Origin of the sequence: Caloramator sp. mosi_1, assembly GCF_028622835.1 — a bacterium.
GTDB lineage: Bacteria > Bacillota > Clostridia > Clostridiales > Caloramatoraceae > Thermobrachium.
Genome location: NZ_CP117677.1, coordinates 1868987 through 1886573, shown reverse-complemented (window position 1 = coordinate 1886573; position 17587 = coordinate 1868987). Strand labels below are relative to the sequence as shown.

23 protein-coding genes and 5 pseudogenes are annotated in these 17587 nt (G+C 32.2%); 2 read left to right on the top strand and 26 right to left on the bottom strand.

Annotated elements, in window-relative coordinates; translation table 11 throughout:
- Positions 1-10 precede the first annotated feature (10 nt).
- The 7 genes from PL321_RS13355 to PL321_RS21565 all read right to left on the bottom strand — a co-directional run bounded on the left by PL321_RS13355 (position 11) and on the right by PL321_RS21565 (position 2824).
- The gene (locus PL321_RS13355; protein ID WP_273962367.1) at positions 11-349 is read right to left on the bottom strand and encodes a CdaR family protein; all 339 of its coding nucleotides are present in this window, start codon (positions 347-349) and stop codon (positions 11-13) included.
- Complete coding sequence (locus PL321_RS13350) at positions 321-458, bottom strand: hypothetical protein (RefSeq protein WP_273964565.1); 138 nt, start codon at positions 456-458, stop codon at positions 321-323. Before PL321_RS13350 ends, PL321_RS13355 begins: the two co-directional genes overlap by 29 nt.
- 26 nt (positions 459-484) lie before the next feature.
- The gene (locus tag PL321_RS13345; RefSeq protein WP_273964564.1) at positions 485-799 is read right to left on the bottom strand and encodes a CdaR family protein; all 315 of its coding nucleotides are present in this window, start codon (positions 797-799) and stop codon (positions 485-487) included.
- Positions 800-843: 44 nt separating this feature from the next.
- Complete coding sequence (locus tag PL321_RS13340; RefSeq protein ID WP_273962366.1) at positions 844-1215, bottom strand: hypothetical protein; 372 nt, start codon at positions 1213-1215, stop codon at positions 844-846.
- A complete protein-coding gene (gene cdaA / locus PL321_RS13335; RefSeq protein WP_273962365.1) occupies positions 1188-2030 on the bottom strand; it encodes a diadenylate cyclase CdaA in 843 nt (280 codons plus the stop codon). The genes PL321_RS13340 and cdaA overlap by 28 nt, the downstream gene beginning before the upstream one ends.
- Positions 2031-2189: 159 nt before the next feature.
- Complete coding sequence (locus PL321_RS13330) at positions 2190-2675, bottom strand: L,D-transpeptidase family protein (protein WP_443110791.1); 486 nt, start codon at positions 2673-2675, stop codon at positions 2190-2192.
- Between the two features lie 2 nt (positions 2676-2677).
- On the bottom strand, positions 2678-2824 hold the full coding sequence (locus PL321_RS21565) for a hypothetical protein (protein WP_443110661.1): 147 nt from the start codon (positions 2822-2824) through the stop codon (positions 2678-2680).
- Positions 2825-2955: 131 nt separating this feature from the next.
- Between PL321_RS21565 and PL321_RS13325 the strand changes: the two genes are divergently transcribed.
- Positions 2956-3111: a DUF1540 domain-containing protein gene (locus PL321_RS13325; protein WP_273962364.1), complete on the top strand. Its 156-nt coding sequence runs from the start codon at positions 2956-2958 to the stop codon at positions 3109-3111.
- A gap of 24 nt (positions 3112-3135) precedes the next feature.
- On the opposite strand, the pseudogene PL321_RS13320 reads toward PL321_RS13325, so the two are convergent.
- The 7 genes and pseudogenes from PL321_RS13320 to PL321_RS13290 form a co-directional block, all read right to left on the bottom strand.
- Positions 3136-4489, bottom strand: a pseudogene (locus PL321_RS13320) (PTS fructose transporter subunit IIC).
- A 14-nt stretch (positions 4490-4503) separates the two neighbouring features.
- Positions 4504-4758 carry a PTS sugar transporter subunit IIA gene (locus tag PL321_RS13315; RefSeq protein ID WP_273964563.1) on the bottom strand — a complete coding sequence of 85 codons (255 nt, stop codon included), beginning with the start codon at positions 4756-4758 and terminating at the stop codon, positions 4504-4506.
- Positions 4745-4948: a PTS sugar transporter subunit IIA gene (locus PL321_RS13310; protein ID WP_273962363.1), complete on the bottom strand. Its 204-nt coding sequence runs from the start codon at positions 4946-4948 to the stop codon at positions 4745-4747. Before PL321_RS13310 ends, PL321_RS13315 begins: the two co-directional genes overlap by 14 nt.
- Positions 4949-4953: 5 nt before the next feature.
- Positions 4954-5451, bottom strand: a complete 498-nt coding sequence (locus tag PL321_RS13305) for a 1-phosphofructokinase family hexose kinase (protein WP_273964562.1) — start codon at positions 5449-5451, stop codon at positions 4954-4956.
- Positions 5421-5876, bottom strand: coding sequence for a 1-phosphofructokinase family hexose kinase (locus PL321_RS13300; protein WP_273962362.1), 456 nt, complete (start codon positions 5874-5876; stop codon positions 5421-5423). Before PL321_RS13300 ends, PL321_RS13305 begins: the two co-directional genes overlap by 31 nt.
- Positions 5877-5890: 14 nt before the next feature.
- Positions 5891-6606: pseudogene (locus tag PL321_RS13295) on the bottom strand (DeoR/GlpR family DNA-binding transcription regulator).
- A 47-nt stretch (positions 6607-6653) separates the two neighbouring features.
- The gene (locus PL321_RS13290; protein ID WP_273962361.1) at positions 6654-6911 is read right to left on the bottom strand and encodes an HPr family phosphocarrier protein; all 258 of its coding nucleotides are present in this window, start codon (positions 6909-6911) and stop codon (positions 6654-6656) included.
- Positions 6912-7109: 198 nt separating this feature from the next.
- Between PL321_RS13290 and PL321_RS13285 the strand changes: the two are divergent.
- Positions 7110-8568, top strand: a pseudogene (locus PL321_RS13285) (aminoacyl-histidine dipeptidase).
- A gap of 56 nt (positions 8569-8624) precedes the next feature.
- Here PL321_RS13285 and PL321_RS21560 read toward each other — a convergent pair.
- From PL321_RS21560 to PL321_RS13235, 12 genes and pseudogenes are all read right to left on the bottom strand, one after another.
- A pseudogene (locus PL321_RS21560) lies at positions 8625-10703 on the bottom strand (heavy metal translocating P-type ATPase).
- Positions 10700-11048 (bottom strand): annotated as a pseudogene (locus PL321_RS13275) (ArsR/SmtB family transcription factor). The pseudogenes PL321_RS21560 and PL321_RS13275 overlap by 4 nt, the downstream one beginning before the upstream one ends.
- A 140-nt stretch (positions 11049-11188) precedes the next feature.
- Entirely contained in the window at positions 11189-11887 is a 699-nt protein-coding gene (locus tag PL321_RS20185; protein WP_337961169.1) for a hypothetical protein, read from the bottom strand.
- Positions 11884-12084, bottom strand: a complete 201-nt coding sequence (locus PL321_RS20180) for a hypothetical protein (RefSeq protein ID WP_337960830.1) — start codon at positions 12082-12084, stop codon at positions 11884-11886. Before PL321_RS20180 ends, PL321_RS20185 begins: the two co-directional genes overlap by 4 nt.
- Positions 12081-12623, bottom strand: coding sequence for a hypothetical protein (locus PL321_RS20175; protein WP_337960829.1), 543 nt, complete (start codon positions 12621-12623; stop codon positions 12081-12083). The genes PL321_RS20180 and PL321_RS20175 overlap by 4 nt, the downstream gene beginning before the upstream one ends.
- 817 nt (positions 12624-13440) lie before the next feature.
- A complete protein-coding gene (locus PL321_RS13265; RefSeq protein WP_273962360.1) occupies positions 13441-13755 on the bottom strand; it encodes an NUDIX domain-containing protein in 315 nt (104 codons plus the stop codon).
- A gap of 8 nt (positions 13756-13763) precedes the next feature.
- Positions 13764-13934 carry a Spo0E family sporulation regulatory protein-aspartic acid phosphatase gene (locus PL321_RS13260; protein ID WP_273962359.1) on the bottom strand — a complete coding sequence of 57 codons (171 nt, stop codon included), beginning with the start codon at positions 13932-13934 and terminating at the stop codon, positions 13764-13766.
- A gap of 102 nt (positions 13935-14036) precedes the next feature.
- Positions 14037-14402 carry an aspartate/glutamate racemase family protein gene (locus PL321_RS13255; RefSeq protein WP_273962358.1) on the bottom strand — a complete coding sequence of 122 codons (366 nt, stop codon included), beginning with the start codon at positions 14400-14402 and terminating at the stop codon, positions 14037-14039.
- 395 nt (positions 14403-14797) lie between these two features.
- Positions 14798-15292, bottom strand: coding sequence for a glutamate ligase domain-containing protein (locus PL321_RS13250; RefSeq protein ID WP_443110790.1), 495 nt, complete (start codon positions 15290-15292; stop codon positions 14798-14800).
- Positions 15293-15374: 82 nt separating this feature from the next.
- Positions 15375-16019, bottom strand: a complete 645-nt coding sequence (locus PL321_RS13245; RefSeq protein WP_273962356.1) for a Mur ligase family protein — start codon at positions 16017-16019, stop codon at positions 15375-15377.
- Positions 16016-16324, bottom strand: a complete 309-nt coding sequence (locus PL321_RS13240; protein WP_273962355.1) for a Mur ligase domain-containing protein — start codon at positions 16322-16324, stop codon at positions 16016-16018. The genes PL321_RS13245 and PL321_RS13240 overlap by 4 nt, the downstream gene beginning before the upstream one ends.
- 26 nt (positions 16325-16350) lie before the next feature.
- Entirely contained in the window at positions 16351-17544 is a 1194-nt protein-coding gene (locus tag PL321_RS13235; RefSeq protein ID WP_273962354.1) for a carboxylate--amine ligase, read from the bottom strand.
- Positions 17545-17587 lie beyond the last annotated feature (43 nt).

Here is a 17587-nt window from a genome sequence, read left to right as displayed (position 1 = left end):
AATACCTCCATTATCTTTTGCTTATTTTTACTTTTATTTTTTCTGGTTCAATAACTACTAATTCAAAATTTTCTGGTTTTGAAACTCTGACAGGAATAACGTGTTCTCCTTCTGTCAGTCCTGCAACATCTACTGTAGCTATAAATTGTTTTAAATCTATTTGATTAATTTGACTTTCAATTCCTCTTATTAATAAAGTTACATCATCAAAATCAATATTATATATATATTCCCCATTTTGATTTTGCATATTTATAGGAACTTTTATTTCCTTTTGTATAACATTTTCTACAACTAATTCAACTTGTATACTTTTTTCTTTATTTTTCAAAAATTCCCTTTGGCACATCAAGTTCCACCTGTTTTATTGTAGTTTGATAGATGTCTTGTAATTCTATAGGTTTTGTTTCTATTTCCTTTATATTATTTAAAATATTTGATTCACCCAATATATATATCTTAGGTTCAGCTAAATTAATTGACTTTATAACCTTTCCCTTTGGTAAATTGTTTTTGTAACTACCTTTATAGGAACTTCCTTTGCAGATTTTATGCTTACAAACACATCAACATATCTTGGATCTGTTTCTAAATATGATACTTGCTTTCTTTCTCTGTCAAAGGGTTTTATTACTATTGAATTATTTATATCTGAAAATGCACCAGTTACATCCACCTGCCCCTCAACATAAGCAACCTTATTTATATATTCCTCAGGCCCAATTACTAATACTTCAGATGGTTTAACAACTGGTTCTAAATTGTCATACCCTTGTTTTGGTATCCCCGTTATATTAATATTAACAGGAAAAGCTTTTGTAACAAGATTATCAAGTTTTACCCTTATATACGGGAAAATGCCTTCACTGACAACTTCAATACCTTGGGGCTTTCTTTTATCTCAACTGGAATATTGTTGTCGCCCCTTTTTAAATATCCTCCCATATCAGCCTCTACCTTAAAATCATCCTTAGTAACTTTAAAAACATCAAGTGCTCTTCCCTTTATAGTAAGGTTTATTGTAAAGTTCTGTTCAGGTAACATAACTAAATTAGAGCGTACTACATTTTCTGTATTATAAAGCGTAACCGGTATATCCTCGATTGTTCTAACTAAAACTGGATTTTTCTCCCCCATAACATAAAGCCAAAGTATAAAAGCTATAAAAATAGAAGCCGTTACGGCCATTATTTGCTGTTTATCTTTGACAGCCATACTTTCACCCTCTTAAATAAAGTTGTATCTATTTCAATATTTTTCTTCAATACTCCATATAAAACCTTTTTTAACCTCTCTGCATTATAACCCCTAACAAGTTTACCATTAATTGATATTGAAATTATACCTGTCTCTTCCGATACAACAACTGCCAATGCATCACAGGTTTCTGTAATACCAATTGCTGCCCTATGTCTTGTACCAAGCTCCTTTGATACAAACTGTTCTGTAAGCGGCAATACACAAGAGGCTGCTATAATTCTATCTTTTCTAATAATCACTGCCCCATCGTGAAGAGGCGTATTTTCAACAAATATATTTTCTAATAGTTGTGATGACACTATGCCATCAATGACTGTACCACTTTCTACATAATCATTAAGACCTGTATCCTGTTCTATCACAATTAGTGCACCTGTTTTACTCTTTGAAAGATTATCTGCTGCAATTACAATTTCATTTACTACTTTTTCCACTTCCTCGTCGCTATCAAAAATCCTTCTATTTAGTATTTTACTTCTTCCAAGATGTTCAAGAGCCTTTCTAAGTTCAGGTTGAAAAATGATTATAAGTGCAATCAAACCTACTGTTAATGTATTTTGAATTAGCCAATGAAGAGTTATAAGTCCTAATATTTCACTGGCCTTCATAACTAAAAGTATAAATACAAGGCCCTTAACTAATTGTTCAGCTCTTGTTTTTCTAATTAGCGAAAACAACTTGTAAAATATATAGGCTACAATCAAAATGTCAATTACATTTAAGACTGTTATGTGTTTAATAATTGAAATCATACTGTTTAAATCAAACATAGCAGACAACCCCTTAAAAGTATTTATATACTAATTATAATACAAAATTATCCTATGTGAATAATTAATTTAGGCATGCATATAAAAAGCATGCCCTTCAATCCATTAGCTTAATACCTAATTTTTCATAAAAACTATAACCAATTTCATTACTCATTTTTAGGCCATTCTTTTTTGAAAATTAAACACAGCCTGTTTCATATCCTCACCATAAATTCCATTAACATACCCTTTAAAATATCCCTTCTCCTTTAAAATTCTTTGTACCTCATAAACATCAGAACCTCTATCTCCCGGCCTTAAAATTCTAAATCCTTCTCCAAAGGGACCATATGGTCCTCCATATATTCTAACAGTTGTACCTATTGGAACTATTTTATATAGTTCTTTAACGTCTTTATTATACATTCTTATACACCCTTCTGATTCATCGTGTCCAATTGACCAAGGCTCGTTCGTACCGTGTATACCATATTTTCCCCAAGGAACATTAAAACCCATCCATCTCCCTCCAAATCCTTCACCCCAAGTATCCTTATTTATAATTTTCCAAACACCTATAGGTGAAGGTGTATTTGGACGGCCTGAAGCTATAGGATATGTTTTTACAAGTTCATTATCTTTATATAGATAAAGTTTATTTATTGTTATATCAACAAAAATATAATACCTTGAATTTGAATTTTTGTTCTCTTAAAAACACTATCACTTCTTACAAATATTAACGTTCCACCAACTGCAACTATAATACACATAAGTATAATTATAAAAAGTGCAATATACCTCCTTTTCATCTTCTCCCTCCACACAATCACTTAGTTATAAAATATGAAAAATAACAAAAAATAATGAATATTTTATTAGTATTTAACTAAAAATAAACCTGTAATAATAAAACCTATGGCGTTTCAAAGGAGGTATCTATATGTTAAACAAAAACATTTCTTGTACAGTTAGCGACTGTAAACACCACGCTGGAACTCAAAACTACTGCACACTTAATTCAATACAAATTGTAAATCACCACAATCCCGCAAAGGATAAAGAAGCAACTGACTGTGGAAGTTTTGAATGCAAATAAAAATGGGACCGATGGGTCCCATTTTTATTTCTTAAGAGTTGCTATCATTACACCAGATACTATAGTACCAATAACTATTGAAACTGTATATAACAGTAATCCACCAACTGCATTTGGTATTGGAAGTACAAAGATTCCTCCGTGTGGAACAGCAAGTGTACACTTAAACGCCATTGAAAGGGCTCCTGTTACTGCTGAACCTATCATAATTGAAGGTATAACTCTTAAAGGATCTGCTGCTGCAAATGGTATAGCACCTTCAGTTATGAATGATATTCCAAGGAAAAACGCTGCTTTACCTGCCTCTATTTCATCTGTTGTAAATTTATTTTTGCTATTCTCGTTGCTAAAAATACTCCAAGTGGTGGAACCATACCAGCAGCCATAACTGCTGCCATAACAGTTGAAGGTTGTCCTGCTGCTAATGTACCAACTGCAAAGGTGTATGCTGCTTTATTTACTGGGCCACCCATATCGAAGGCCATCATAAGTCCTAATACTATTCCAAGAGTAATTGCACTTCCTCCACTTAAACTATTTAGCCAGCCCTCCATTGCCTTGTTTATTGAAGCAACAGGAGTACCTACAACATAAATCATACCAAGACCAACTATCAATGTTGATAGTAAAGGAAGTACTAAAACTGGCATTAGGCCCTCCATAGTTTTAGGTAATTTAATAGTTTTCTTTAAAAATTCAACAACATAACCTGCTGCAAAACCTGCAATAATACCACCTAAAAAGCCTGCCCCAAGTTTACTTGAAAGAACACCACCTATCATACCTGGTACAAGACCTGGTCTATCTGCAATTGAATATGCTATATATCCCGCTAATATTGGAACAATAAGTGAAAATGCTCCTCCACCACCTATATCCATTAATGCTGCTGCAAGTGTTCCCTTTTGCTCAAAGGCTTTTATACCAAAAGCAAAGGATAGGGCTATTAATATACCACCCGCAACTACAAAAGGAATCATAAATGATACACCAGTCATTAAATGTTTATATGCACCTGTTATTTTTTCTTTTCCTCTCTCTTTGCTTCAAATACTTTATCAACATAATTATTCTTCTTTTCAAGCTTCATAGCAGATTCAATTAATCCCTTTGCATCCTTTATTGCATCCTTAACTGAAACTTCAATCATTGGAAGACCATTAAATTTAGTTTTATCTATTTTTGTATCCGCAGCGATTATAACTGCGTGTGCTTCTTTTACATCTTTTTCAGTTATTTCGTTTTCAACACCTACAGAACCTCTTGTTTCTATTTTAATGTCAACATTTAATTCTTTTGCTGCTATCTTTAATGCTTCAGCAGCCATATAGGTATGGGCAATTCCTGTTGGACAGGATGTTACTGCTAAAATTTTCATATTTACTTCCCCCATCAATCTTTAAATGCATTTATTACATCTTCATAACATTTTGAATTTATAAGTTTATTTCTTACGTCTTCATACATTAACTTTCTTGAAAGCATACTTAAAATTGTCAAATGTTCATTGTTTGCATTATTAGGTACTGCAATTAAAAAGAATATATGTGCCGGTTTTCCGTCCATCGAATCGTAATCAATACCTTCTTTAGACAAACCAAAAACTAAGGCTGGTTCTGTTACACACTCTGACTTACCGTGAGGTATTGCAACCCCATTCCAATTCCAGTTGTAAATTCCTCTTCTCTTTTATCACCACCCCTTTAAATTTATCTTTATCTGTTATTTTTCCGTCTTTATATAAAATGTCTATTAGTTCTTCTATTACCTCCATTTTAGATTTTGATTTTAGATCAAATTCTACTCTTTCTGATGATAAAATCTTTTGTAGTTCCATTATTGCTACCTCCTCTGTATTTCTACTTCTTCTATATATTTTAAAATTTCTTTTCTGTCTGGTGCTTGGCTACCTTCTTTGGTCACCTTTGCAGTTGAAGATGCAATTGAAAGCCTAAAGGTATCCTCTATAGACATATTTTCGTGAATACCTATTGCAAAAGCTGCAACCATTGAATCTCCTGCACCAACAGTACTTTTAACATTTATTTTTATAGGTTTTGAATATAGACATTGTTCCTTAGAAAATAACAGTGCTCCATTTTCACCCATCGATACTGCAACTATTATTCCCTTTTCTACAAATTCCCTAACTGCCTCCTTTATGTCTTCTAAATTTTCACTACAATCAACAATTGTTTTTAGCTCATTTATATTAGGTTTAATTAAATATGGTAGTGACTCAATTCCATATTTCAGTGCTTGTCCTTCTGCATCAAGTATTACTTTTGCGTTTTTTTCCTTTAGTTGCTCTATGATAATTTTGTATACATCATTACCAATTCCCTTTGGTAGACTTCCAGAAAGTACAACAACATCATCCTCATCAACTTTATTTTTAAGCTTTTTATAAGTTTTTCTAAATCTAAATTATCTACACTAAAACCACATTGATTTATATCTGTAAAAATTCCCTCTTCCCTTTCAACAATCTTAATATTTGTTCTTGTTTCGCCATCCACCTCAATAAAATCATGACAAAGGCCACATTTATTTAACTTTCTATATATATAATCACTATTTTCTTTCCCTATAAATCCTAAAGCACATACATTATGCCCTAAATTTTTTATGACCTTTGCAACATTTATACCTTTTCCACCAATATCATCTCTTGAATATATGCTTCTGTTGACTTGTCCTAAGGAAAGTTTATCAAGTACAATGGTTTTATCAATTGCTGGATTTAATGTTACTGTATAAATCACTATCTATCACCTTCTTATGCTAATATGAATTTTATTCCTAAATGTTCATATCTTTCATAGTCCTTTGGTAGTTTATCTGTTATAATGTAATCTATCTTTGAAACTGGGCATATTAGCGAAAAATTAACCTCATCAAATTTAGAACTATCTATTAACAAGAATACCTCTTTGGCACCTTCTATCATTGTTCTTTTTGTGTTAGCTTCAACAATATTTGGAGTAGTTACACCTGACTTTATGGAAATTCCATTTGCACCTAAAAAAGCTTATCAACCTTAAGTTGTTTTAATGTATCCTCAGCAACTGGTCCTACCATTGCCTTTGTTTTTGTTCTAAGAAGTCCGCCTGTTACTATTACCTCTATATCCTCCCTGTCAGATAGCTCATCCGCAAGATTAACAGAGTTTGTAACAACTGTTACATTCTTAGCATTAATGTATTTTGAAATAAATTGAGTAGTAGTTCCCGAATCAATAGTAACTGTATCTCCATCCTTTATAAGCGAGGCTGCCTTTTTAGCAATTAATTCCTTTTCCTTTAAAAATTTATCCTGCTTTTCCCTAAAGGAAGGCTCAAAATTTGTACTTGTACTTGATACAGCCCCTCCGTGAGTTCTTACAATACAACCAGCCTGTTCAAGTTCAATCAAATCTCTTCTTATTGTTGCCTCAGATACATTAAATAGCCTGGAAAGTTCTGAAACTCTAACGCTATTACCCGAATTTATCATTTCAAGTATTTTGGCTTTTCTTTCTTCTGCAAACATAAAATCACCTATCATTCTAAATTTGTTAGTATATTTTTTAACGCTAAAACTGCCTCCTCTTCATCTGGTCCGTCTACCACTATCTTTATAGTATCTCCTTTATTTACTACAAGACTTAAAACGCTTATTAAACTCTTAGCATTAACAACTATATTACCCTTTTCTATTTTTATATCTGATTTAAATTTATTTGCCTCCCCTATTATCATTGTTGTTGGTCTTGCGTGTAGTGCCATATCGCTCCTAAACGTATATTCTATTGTTTTCATTTCAACACCTCTTGTGCATTTGTGTTTGTTTTAATATTATTTTATATTTGTTTGTGTTCGTTTATGTTTGATTTTATTATAAATTATCTGAATTTTTAAGTCAATATATTTTTATAATTTTTCTAAATAATAAGATTGATTAATATATTTTATTTTCATATAATATTTATGTAATAAAACCTATAGGGAGGTAATAAAATGGTTGACGTTTTAAGAGGATTAGAACCACAATTAGTATTTGATTATTTCGAAGAAATATCCAAAATTCCAAGAGGTTCAGGAAATGAAAAGGCTATAAGTGATTATCTTGTTGATTTTGCTAAAAAACATAACCTTGAGGTTATTCAAGATAAAGCACTTAATGTAATAATAAAAAGCCTGGCACACAGGGATATGAAAATGCTCCAACTGTAATTATACAAGGTCATATGGATATGGTTTGTGAAAAGAATAAGGACACAAGACATAATTTTGAAGAGGACCCAATACAACTTAGATTAGAGGGCGATTACATATATGCAAATGGAACAACTCTTGGTGCAGACAATGGCATTGCGATGGCCTATGCACTTGCAATTCTTGCATCAAAGGATATCCCACACCCACCAATTGAAGTATTGCTAACTGTTGAAGAAGAAACAGGTATGGGTGGTGCAATGGCACTTGATGGAAGCAATCTTAAAGGAAAAATGTTGATAAATATAGACTCAGAAGAAGAAGGTAAACTTCTTGTTAGCTGTGCAGGTGGTGTTAGAACGACTCATAAAGTTAAGGCTAATTTTGTAGATGCTGATAAAAATAAAGCTGCTTATACAATTAGTATAAGAGGCCTAAAAGGCGGACACTCTGGAATGGAAATAGACAAAGGAAGAGGAAATGCAAACAAAATAATGGGAAGAATTTTAGATGACCTTTTAGCTACTATTTGTTTTGATTTAGTTGAAGTAAATGGCGGTTCTAAAATGAATGCCATTCCAAGAGAATGTGATGCTACTATTTTAATAAATGCAACTGACCTTCAAAAACTTCAAGATAAGATAAATGAATGGGATAAAACTCTTAAAAACGAGCTAAGAAGTTCAGATGCAAATGTAAATGTATTTATCACTAAGCTTGAAAATAGTATTGCAAAATGTTTTGATGAAGAAACAAAGAAAAAGGTAATTGCATCACTTGTTTTAATTCCAAACGGAATACAAACTATGAGTATGGCAATAGAAGGACTTGTTGAAAGCTCAACAAACCTTGGTGTTGTAGAAACAAAGGGTGATGAAGTTCTTTTCCAATCTGCAGTTAGAAGTTCAGTTAGAAGTTTAAAATACAATATACTAAATCAAGCTAAAAAGTTGCCGAAGTTATAGGTGCAGAACTTATAGCCGATTCTGATTATCCTGAATGGCAATATGACCCTGATTCAAAACTAAGACAGCTATTTATGGATGTATACAAGAAGATGTTTGATAAGGATGCTGAAATAGTTGCAATACACGCTGGAGTTGAATGTGGTCTATTTAAAGAAAAACTTGGAGAAGATGTTGATATGATATCCTTTGGTCCAAATTTATATGATGTTCATACTCCAGATGAACATATAAGTATATCTTCTGTAAAGAGAATGTGGGACTATCTACTTGCAGTTCTAAAGGAAATTAAATAGATAAAAATTATACCCCATAAAGTTTTAACTATACTTTATGGGGTATTTTACAAACTTTACCTTTTGATTTTTAATATTCTTCGGGAATTTAATACTGCAAGTAGTGCAACTCCAACATCTGCAAAAACAGCCTCCCACATATTAGATAGGCCTGCTGAAGCCATAATTAATACCATTATTTTTATAGAAAGGGCTAAAACAATGTTTTGGACAACTACTCTTCTTGTAGTCTTTGAAATTGCAATTGCTTCGTAAACTTTTTCTATTTCATCGGTTGTTATTATTACATCTGCTGCTTCAATCGCAGCATCCTGACCTAATGCCCCCATTGCAATACCCACATCTGAAAGCTTAAGAACTGGAGCATCATTTATTCCATCTCCTACAAAGGCAACCCTTCCATTAGTTCGCTGTCTAATTTGGTTAAATTTTTCTACTTTATCCTGTGGCAGAAGTCCATAATAGAACTCATTTATACCAATTTGTATTGCAGTTTCTTCTGCTGCCACTTTATTATCACCTGTTAACATTACTGAATTTATATTTAAACTCTTTAATTGTTCTACAACTTGTTTACTTGTATTTTTTATTGTATCTGAAATAGTTATATATCCTGCTAAAAGTCCGTTGACGGCAACAAAAACAACTGTACCTTTTAATTCCTTTGGAGTTTCTATTCCATTTGATTCAAGTAGTTTTGAGTTCCCCGCTATTATCTTTTTATCCTCTACTGTTGCAGTTATTCCTTGACCTGCTATTTCCTTTAAATCACTTACTTTCGATTTATCAATTTCTTCGCCAAATTCCTTTACTATAGAGGCAGCAATTGGATGATTAGAAAAGGCTTCAACATATGCTGCATATTTTAGTATATCTTCTTTTTAAATGCATTCATTGGTACAATATCAGATACTTTAAAATTTCCTGAAGTTAAAGTTCCTGTCTTATCAAAAACAACTGTATCAAGCTCGCAAAGTGCTTCAATATAATTACTTCCTTTAATTAAGATTCCGCATTTAGATGCAAGCCCTATTCCACTAAAGAAACTAAGCGGAATTGATATTACAAGTGCACAGGGGCAAGATACAACTAAAAATATTAACGCTCTGTAAATCCAATCTCTAAAATTACCATAACCTAAAACCGGAGGAAGTACTGCTAATAAAAATGATAAACCAACAACTATTGGAGTATAATATCTTGCAAACTTAGTTATAAAGTTTTCTGTTTTTGCTTTATTAGAAGCTGCATTTTCGACTAAATCTAATATTCTTTTTACTGTAGAATCTTTATAGGTTTTTGTTACCTTAACCTTTAATATACCATCTATGTTTATACTTCCTGATAAAACTTCCTTTCCCCTTCAACAAAAACTGGCATCGCTTCTCCCGTTAATGCTGATGTATCAATAGAACTTACACCTTCTAATACTATCCCATCTACAGGTATTCTTTCTCCTGGTTTTACAACTATAATATCACCTACGTTTAATTCCTCAGGCTTTACCATAATAGTATTGTTGTCCTTTAATAGATTTGCAAATTCAGCCTTAAGCTTTAATAAGTTTTTTATTGATTTTCTTGATTTATCAACAGCCATATCCTGTAAAGTTTCACCTATTTTATAAAATAACATAACAGAAATTGCCTCAGGATATTCACCTATTAAGAAGGCTCCAAACGTTGCAACTGTCATTAAAAAGTTCTCATCAAAAATTTGTCCTTTAATAACATTTTTAAAAGCTTTATAAACAATATCTCCTCCAATTAAAATATATGAAAATAAAGCAACACCAAATTTTATATTTATATTTTTAGTAAAAAGCATAACTATAAAAAGTCCTACTCCAATTAAATACTTAATAAATGGTGTCTTAAGTTCCTTTTGTTCTTCAATTTCGTTATTAGCTTCATTTAGACTTACCATATTTACGTGGGATTCAATGCTCTTTATAATATTCTCTGCTTCTTTTGATACAGTATCTAAATTCTCTGTTACAATAACAAGTTTTTTATTAACAAAGTCAATAGTTGCAAATTCTACTCCTTTAATTTCTTTTATTCTTTTTCCATCTTAGCCGCACAGTTTGCACAGCCTAACCCATCTAAATAAAATTGATACTTCAAACACCTCATCTCCCTTCATTTATATGCTCAAGACCCTCTTTAACGATGTCCTTTATATGTTCATCATCAAGGGAATAATAAACAACCTTTCCTTCTTTTCTATACTTAACAAGTCTTGCCTGTTTTAATACCCTAAGCTGATGCGATACCGCCGATTGAGTCATATTAAGTAAAGCTGCAATATCACATACACACATTTCGTGTTCAAAAAGTGCATACATTATTTTTATTCTTGTGCTATCACCAAAAACCTTAAAAACTCTGCTAAATCAAAAGTACTTCTTCTTCTGGCATTTGTTCTTTAACTTTATTAACTACTTCTTCGTGTATTACATTACAGGAACACGTATCTATTTTTTATCCATCTAACCACCTCACTTGAATATATGAATAATTGTTCATATATTATTATATGACTAATAAGTAAAAATGCAACAAAAATAAGTTAACAAAAGGCAAGTATACCTTTTGTTAACTTATTTAATAACACTCTATTAGAATCCTATAATATGTGCAATTATTATAAATATTGTTCCAAGCAAGAATAAGAAACCTTGCATTTTAATTTGCCATTTTGCCCATTTACCCCAATCTATTCTTGCTACTCCTAAAACACCCATTAAACAAGCTGATGTTGGTACAATTACATTTGTTAATCCATCACCAAGTTGGAAGGCAAGTACCGCAGTTTGTCTTGATACTCCAACAAGATCTGAAAGAGGTGCCATTATTGGCATTGTCAAAGCTGCTTGACCTGAACCTGAAACAACAAAGAAGTTAAATATTGATTGGAATAGATACATAAACCAAGCTGCAAATCCTCCACCTATTTGTCCTACCGTTTTACCCATTCCATTTAAAATTGTATTTAATACAGTTGGGGTTGATGGATCAGAACCACCAAGAATTATTAGTATTCCCTTTGCCATACCAACAACAAGTGCTGCACCAACTAAGTCTGCTGCTCCCCTTTGGAAGGATGATGCGATATCATCTACCTTCATATTATTTAGTTTGAATACAACACCTATTATACCTGCAACAAGTCCCATAACAAAGAATTGAGATGCTATCTCTGGTATATAGTAACCCTTCTTTGTTACACCCCATACAACCCAAATTATTCCTAATAATATTGTCAAAAGAACAAGCTTATGTCCTAAATTGAATTCGTGCTTTCCTTCTTCTTTTATTGCCTCTTTTTGAAGTATTCATTTGCTTCCTTTGATACAGAATACTCTGGATTTCTCTTAACCTTATTAGCATATATCATTGTATAAACTAATCCTGCTAATGTAAATACAAACCACATAACTATTCTAAAGGTTGCACCTGAGAATACAGGAACTCCAGAAACACCTTGTGCAACAGCAAGGCTAAATGGATTCATCCAAGAAGTTGCAAATCAATTTGACTTGCTACATATGTTATAAGTACACCAACAACTGCATCGTATCCTAAAGCAATTACAAGAGGTACCACTATCATTGCAAATGGAATAGTCTCTTCACCCATTCCAAATACTGCTCCACCTAATGAGAACAAAACAAAGAGAACTGGTATTATAAGGAACTCTTTTCCTTTTGTAACCTTTATCATTGACATAATTCCTGAGTCTACTGCACCTGTTCTTAATATAATTCCAAAAACACCACCTATAACAAGTATAAATGCTACTATACCTACTGCTGAACCCCATTTATCTCCTGTTACAAGACCTTCAAATACATAGTTTAACATACCATAACCACCGGTATCCTCTGTTCCCCAAAGCTTTGCTGGCTTTCTTACTACATTTCCTGATTCATCAACTTCATATTGGAAACTGTCTGCTTTAACTACCGTCTTTTTCTTTTCCTTTTCTCCCTGTTTGTATGTTACTTCTTGAGTCTCAAATTTCCCAACAGGAACTAAAAAGTAAGAAGCCAAGCAAGTAGCACAACCATAAAAATAATTACATAGGTATGTGGTACCTTTACCGTCTTATTCTTTACAGTCGAAGTTTCAACCTGTAGGTTTTGTGACATATAAATCCCCCTTAATTTTCTTATTTTAATATATGCAAAATGAATGCCAAAATATTTTTATGTTACTAATGATTTGTACTTGGAATTGGATAATAAATCATTTATATTATTATCCATAAATAACCATTAATATCATAAGATTAGTTTATTTGTATTTAACTTCTAATATATGTAACATCTATGATTATATAATCTTTACATACAATAAAAAATATCAAGGGAGTATTTATATTCTCTTCAGATTGTTGACAAACATAAAAGATGCTATGGTTATGAAATTACCCCTTGAAATGATTTCGGTAGGCTTTTCATAAGCTTTAGCAAGTCTTGCTTTTCGACTTTGAAAAAGTCCGTAATTCGGCACACGATGTGCCGAGCAGCCCTCAAGGACGAGGGCATCGCGAGGGTAGGACTTTTTCAAACAAAGAAAAGCTTAGACTTGCTTAGCGAAATGAAGGAATGCCAAAGAAATCATTCAAGGGGCTTATCTTATATTCACTTTTTCAACAGCCTGAAGAGAGTATTTATATCCTCTTGATACTTTAGATAGTTCTGTACACAAAATGTCTTAAATTATTAAAACATATTCAAAACTCAACCCTTTTTACTGATTATATTTTTGATATACATAATTTGCTTTCTAACATTTTCAAACAAATCTAATTTTAGTGCCTCCTCAAAGCAAAACCACCCAATGTCCTCGTGACCTTCATTATTTATTACCCTATCATTTTTGCTCGTGCCAAATATACAAAGTCCTCGTGGTAATGATCCCCTATATCTTCAAGTTGTACTAAAAGAGGAGTTGGGAGAGGGTTTGCTCTTTCATCTCCAAGTTCATTTTTGACATAATAAAAATCTATGTTTACACCTGCCTCTTCATAAGCTTCTCTTTCTGCTGCAATATGAGTTAATTCTCCTTCCTCAACGTGTCCTCCTGGCGGAAGATATTTATTTAGTTTCTTGTGATACAGCAATAAAATCTGATTTTTAGAATTTAAAATATATACTGCTACTGCCCTATGGTGCTTCATATATTCACCTACTTTATAATGTTTATTTTGTTATGTATTTGCTTCATATATGCCACTATTAGTTTATCGACAACTTGACTTTGCTTTATAAGTTCATTATTTTGCAATTTATTACATTCTGTATTTTCTACCATTCGATTTAATTTTTCTACTTCCTTCATTAGTCTACTTCTGTCCATACAAATCACCCCATCTCAATTGTATTTTATCACAATTAAGATGGGGATTGTTGCTACAATATGTTGTCGTTTTTTAATTGTTTGTGTAATACTTTTGTTTGGTTATAATTGGTTAATGTCACATTTCACCTGGGTGGCACTTACAAGTTCACAGGCTAAAACATCCATTGGGTCAATCACAGGAACTTCTACGTGTTCCTGTTTTAAAACCAACCCTATCTCTGTACAACCAAGTATTATTAGTTCTGCTCCTGCTGAAATTAAATGATTTGAAGCATCTCTTAATAAATTTAAAGGTATTTCATTTTTTACGCCTCTTTTTATACCCATTTCCCCATATATTGCCTCCATAACCTTCTCCTCTTGGACTTGTGAAGAAGGGTATATTACGTTGGCAAATTCAAGATGTCTTTGGAATATACCTGTTTTAACTGTACCAGTAGTAGCTAAGACTCCTATGTTTTTCACATTTTTGTGATGCTTAAATATATGTCTTCTAACAACATCAAAGGCATTATAATTGGATATTTAACGCTCTTTTGAACTTCATCTATAAAATAATGGGATGTCATACAAGGAATACACGCAACATCAACTCCAGCTTTTTCTAAATTTTTGCAGTTTTTATAAGCTCCTCAACAGGACTTTCTCCACCATACAAAATAGCCTTTGTTCTATCTGGTATTTTTGGATTGTTGTCTATAATAACTCTAAAGTGATCTTGGTCCTTTTCTACCTTTGTTTTTGTATAATCTTCATAAACAAATCTGCAGTAGCTTCTGGTCCCATTCCTCCGATTATTCCTATAACCTTATCATTCATCTATTTTCCCTTCTTTCTTAACTGCGTATTTTATACACCTGCTACTCTATTTTGTAGTGGTTTAAATAGCTTTTTGTATCTATATCAGGATTTAATTCCCTTATAATCTCAAGGGCAACCTTTGCTCCATAATCCATTCCTTGACAACCAGCAAGAAGAATCACATCATCTTTGCCTACTTCTCTTATTGCCTTCTTTATTGCATCATATAATTCATCGTATATAACAACATTTATACCTGCATTTTGCATAACTTCCTTAAATACCTTTACTTCTTCCTCTTTTACTCTATCTTTTTCAGTTGTATGTGATCTGCTTAAGGTTGCAATTATCTCCTTTAAACCAATCTTATCTGCCCATTTTACTATAGTTTCTGCATTTTCTCTGTTTACTATAGGGCCTCTATTACCCCTTATAGCATAAACTAATTTTAGGTTATTATACTTCATCTTTTGTAGTGTTTCTAAAGTTACATCAATGTTACCTGGATTTGCAAAATGATCATCTATAATTTTAAAGTCCTCTTCATATATTATTTCAAATCGTCTTTCTACTCCCCAAATTTCAAAAGAGAATCCTTAATAACTTCTATCGGAACACCACAAATTAACCCAACTGTTATTGCAACCATTGCATTGTAAACTGAATGATATCCAGGTGTTTTAAGTTCAACATCAAAGGATGTTGGAGTATATAAAATATCTTCGCCTCTAAACTCTTTTTTATTTCTACTGTAAACTTTGCTCTTCCTGTTGAAAGATCAAGGTTTTTACACCATAAATGTCCATTTGCATTTTCAACTCCATAGGTTATTACCTTTGCCTTAGTTTTGTCAACAAGTGAGGCAACATAGGGACAATCTAAGTTAAGTATAGCAAACTGATTTTCCTTTGCATTTGTAATTAAGCTTGATTTTACTCTAAAGTATTCCTCAAAGGAACCGTGAAGATCAATGTGTTCTCTACTTACATTATTAAAAACAACTATATCAAAGTCCACATCATTTACACGTTTTAAATCAAGTGCTGATGAAGACACTTCCATAGTTACGTGAGTAACGCCTTCTTTATACATCTTATTAAAGTATCTATGTAGGTCTAAGGATTCTGGAGTTGTTAAACTTGCAGGTATTAGAGTATCTCCATACTTTACAGCAACAGTACCAATTAAACCTGTTTTAAAACCATTTCCTTCTAAGACAGCATTAGTCATAAATGTAGTACTTGTCTTACCATTAGTTGCAGTAACACCTATAACCTTCATTTTTTAGAAGGTCTATTATAAAAGTAGTCACTTAATCTTGATAAGGCTACTCTGCTGTTCTTTACTTTAATTTGAGGTATTTTCCATCCCTCTTGAAACTCTTCAACTACTATTGCAACCGCTCCATTTGTAACAGCATCTAAAATGTATTTATGTCCATCTGTCTTATAACCCTTTATGCATACAAATAAATCACCGTATTGAACTTGTTTAGAATTATAAGCAACTCCCTCAATATCAACATTGTTGTCATTTATTATTTCAAATTCATCAAGGCATTTTATTAAATCGTGTAATTTAACCATTTTTCTCTCCTCTCAAACAATAATTCTTAACCTCTTTTAAATATTTTATCAAAAATCCTTGATATTTTAGAATTTAAAAACACAAAGAATGGCTTTGGGTCACTAATATCCCATATTGCATAGGCCTTTGGTCTAAAAAATGACCTAATAACCTGTGATAATGTTAATTGTTTAGTACGTATATATTCTTTTATAGCCAATATATCTTCATATGCATACCAAAAGGCTCTTTCTGTATCCTTTGTAACAGCATCTGGTGGAAGTGGATTACCTGTTAGATCTCTATAGGCTATATATGGCATATTGATTCCAACTTTATATAAAAGATTATTTAGATTTGTTGTTCTAACATTTACTTCTATTAAATAAAAATTGCCAGTCTCTTCATCCTTTTTAAATTCAATTTCAGCAAAACCCTTAAACTTAACTCCTTCTAAAAATTTTGCTCCAATATCATAAAGTTCTGGTACATATTTTTGTTTAGTGTAAACTGAAGCACCATAGTTTATAGGATATTGACGCATCTTTTGACAAGTAACCCAATGAGTTACCTTTGAATCCTGATTTAAATAGGCATCAAAAGTATGCATACAATCATCAAAACCCTTTATTATCCTTTGAATTATAACTTCAGTCTTTGCATCCTTTGCCATTTGAACACAAGATAGCAATTCTTCTCTATTGTAAACTTTAAATAGCTTTCTTCTAAACTTAGCAACAAAGGTATGGGAATCAACAGGTTTTACTAAACAGGGATACTTTATTTGTTCCTCTACCTTTTGGATGAAGTTTTCTTCATCCACGCTTATAGTCTCAGGAACCCTTACACCGTGTTCTAATGCTAAGTCTCTAAGGGTACCTTTATTCATCAACTTTGTGTATAGACCTTGTTCTATTTTATGAATTAAAAAATATTGTCTTAAAACATCTAAGTGTTCATCAACAAACTCTACGTATGGGTCTGCACAAGGAAATAAAACAGGAGGATGTTCCTGCTTCTTTGCATAATCTATTAAAAATTCAAGAAACTCCTTTGGCTGTTCCTTGTAATGAGGTCCTATTAATATTTCTGAGCAATACTTTGAGTAAAATCCATATGTACCCTTTTTGGAATAATCAACTGCTGCAACCTTAACTCCTTCACTTCCAAGACATCTTATCACACTAAGTCCAATATAATAATTTGCACCAAGTACAACTGCTTTATTCTTATGTTCCATATTTCAACCTACTTTCTAATGAAATTTTTTAAAATCTTGAATT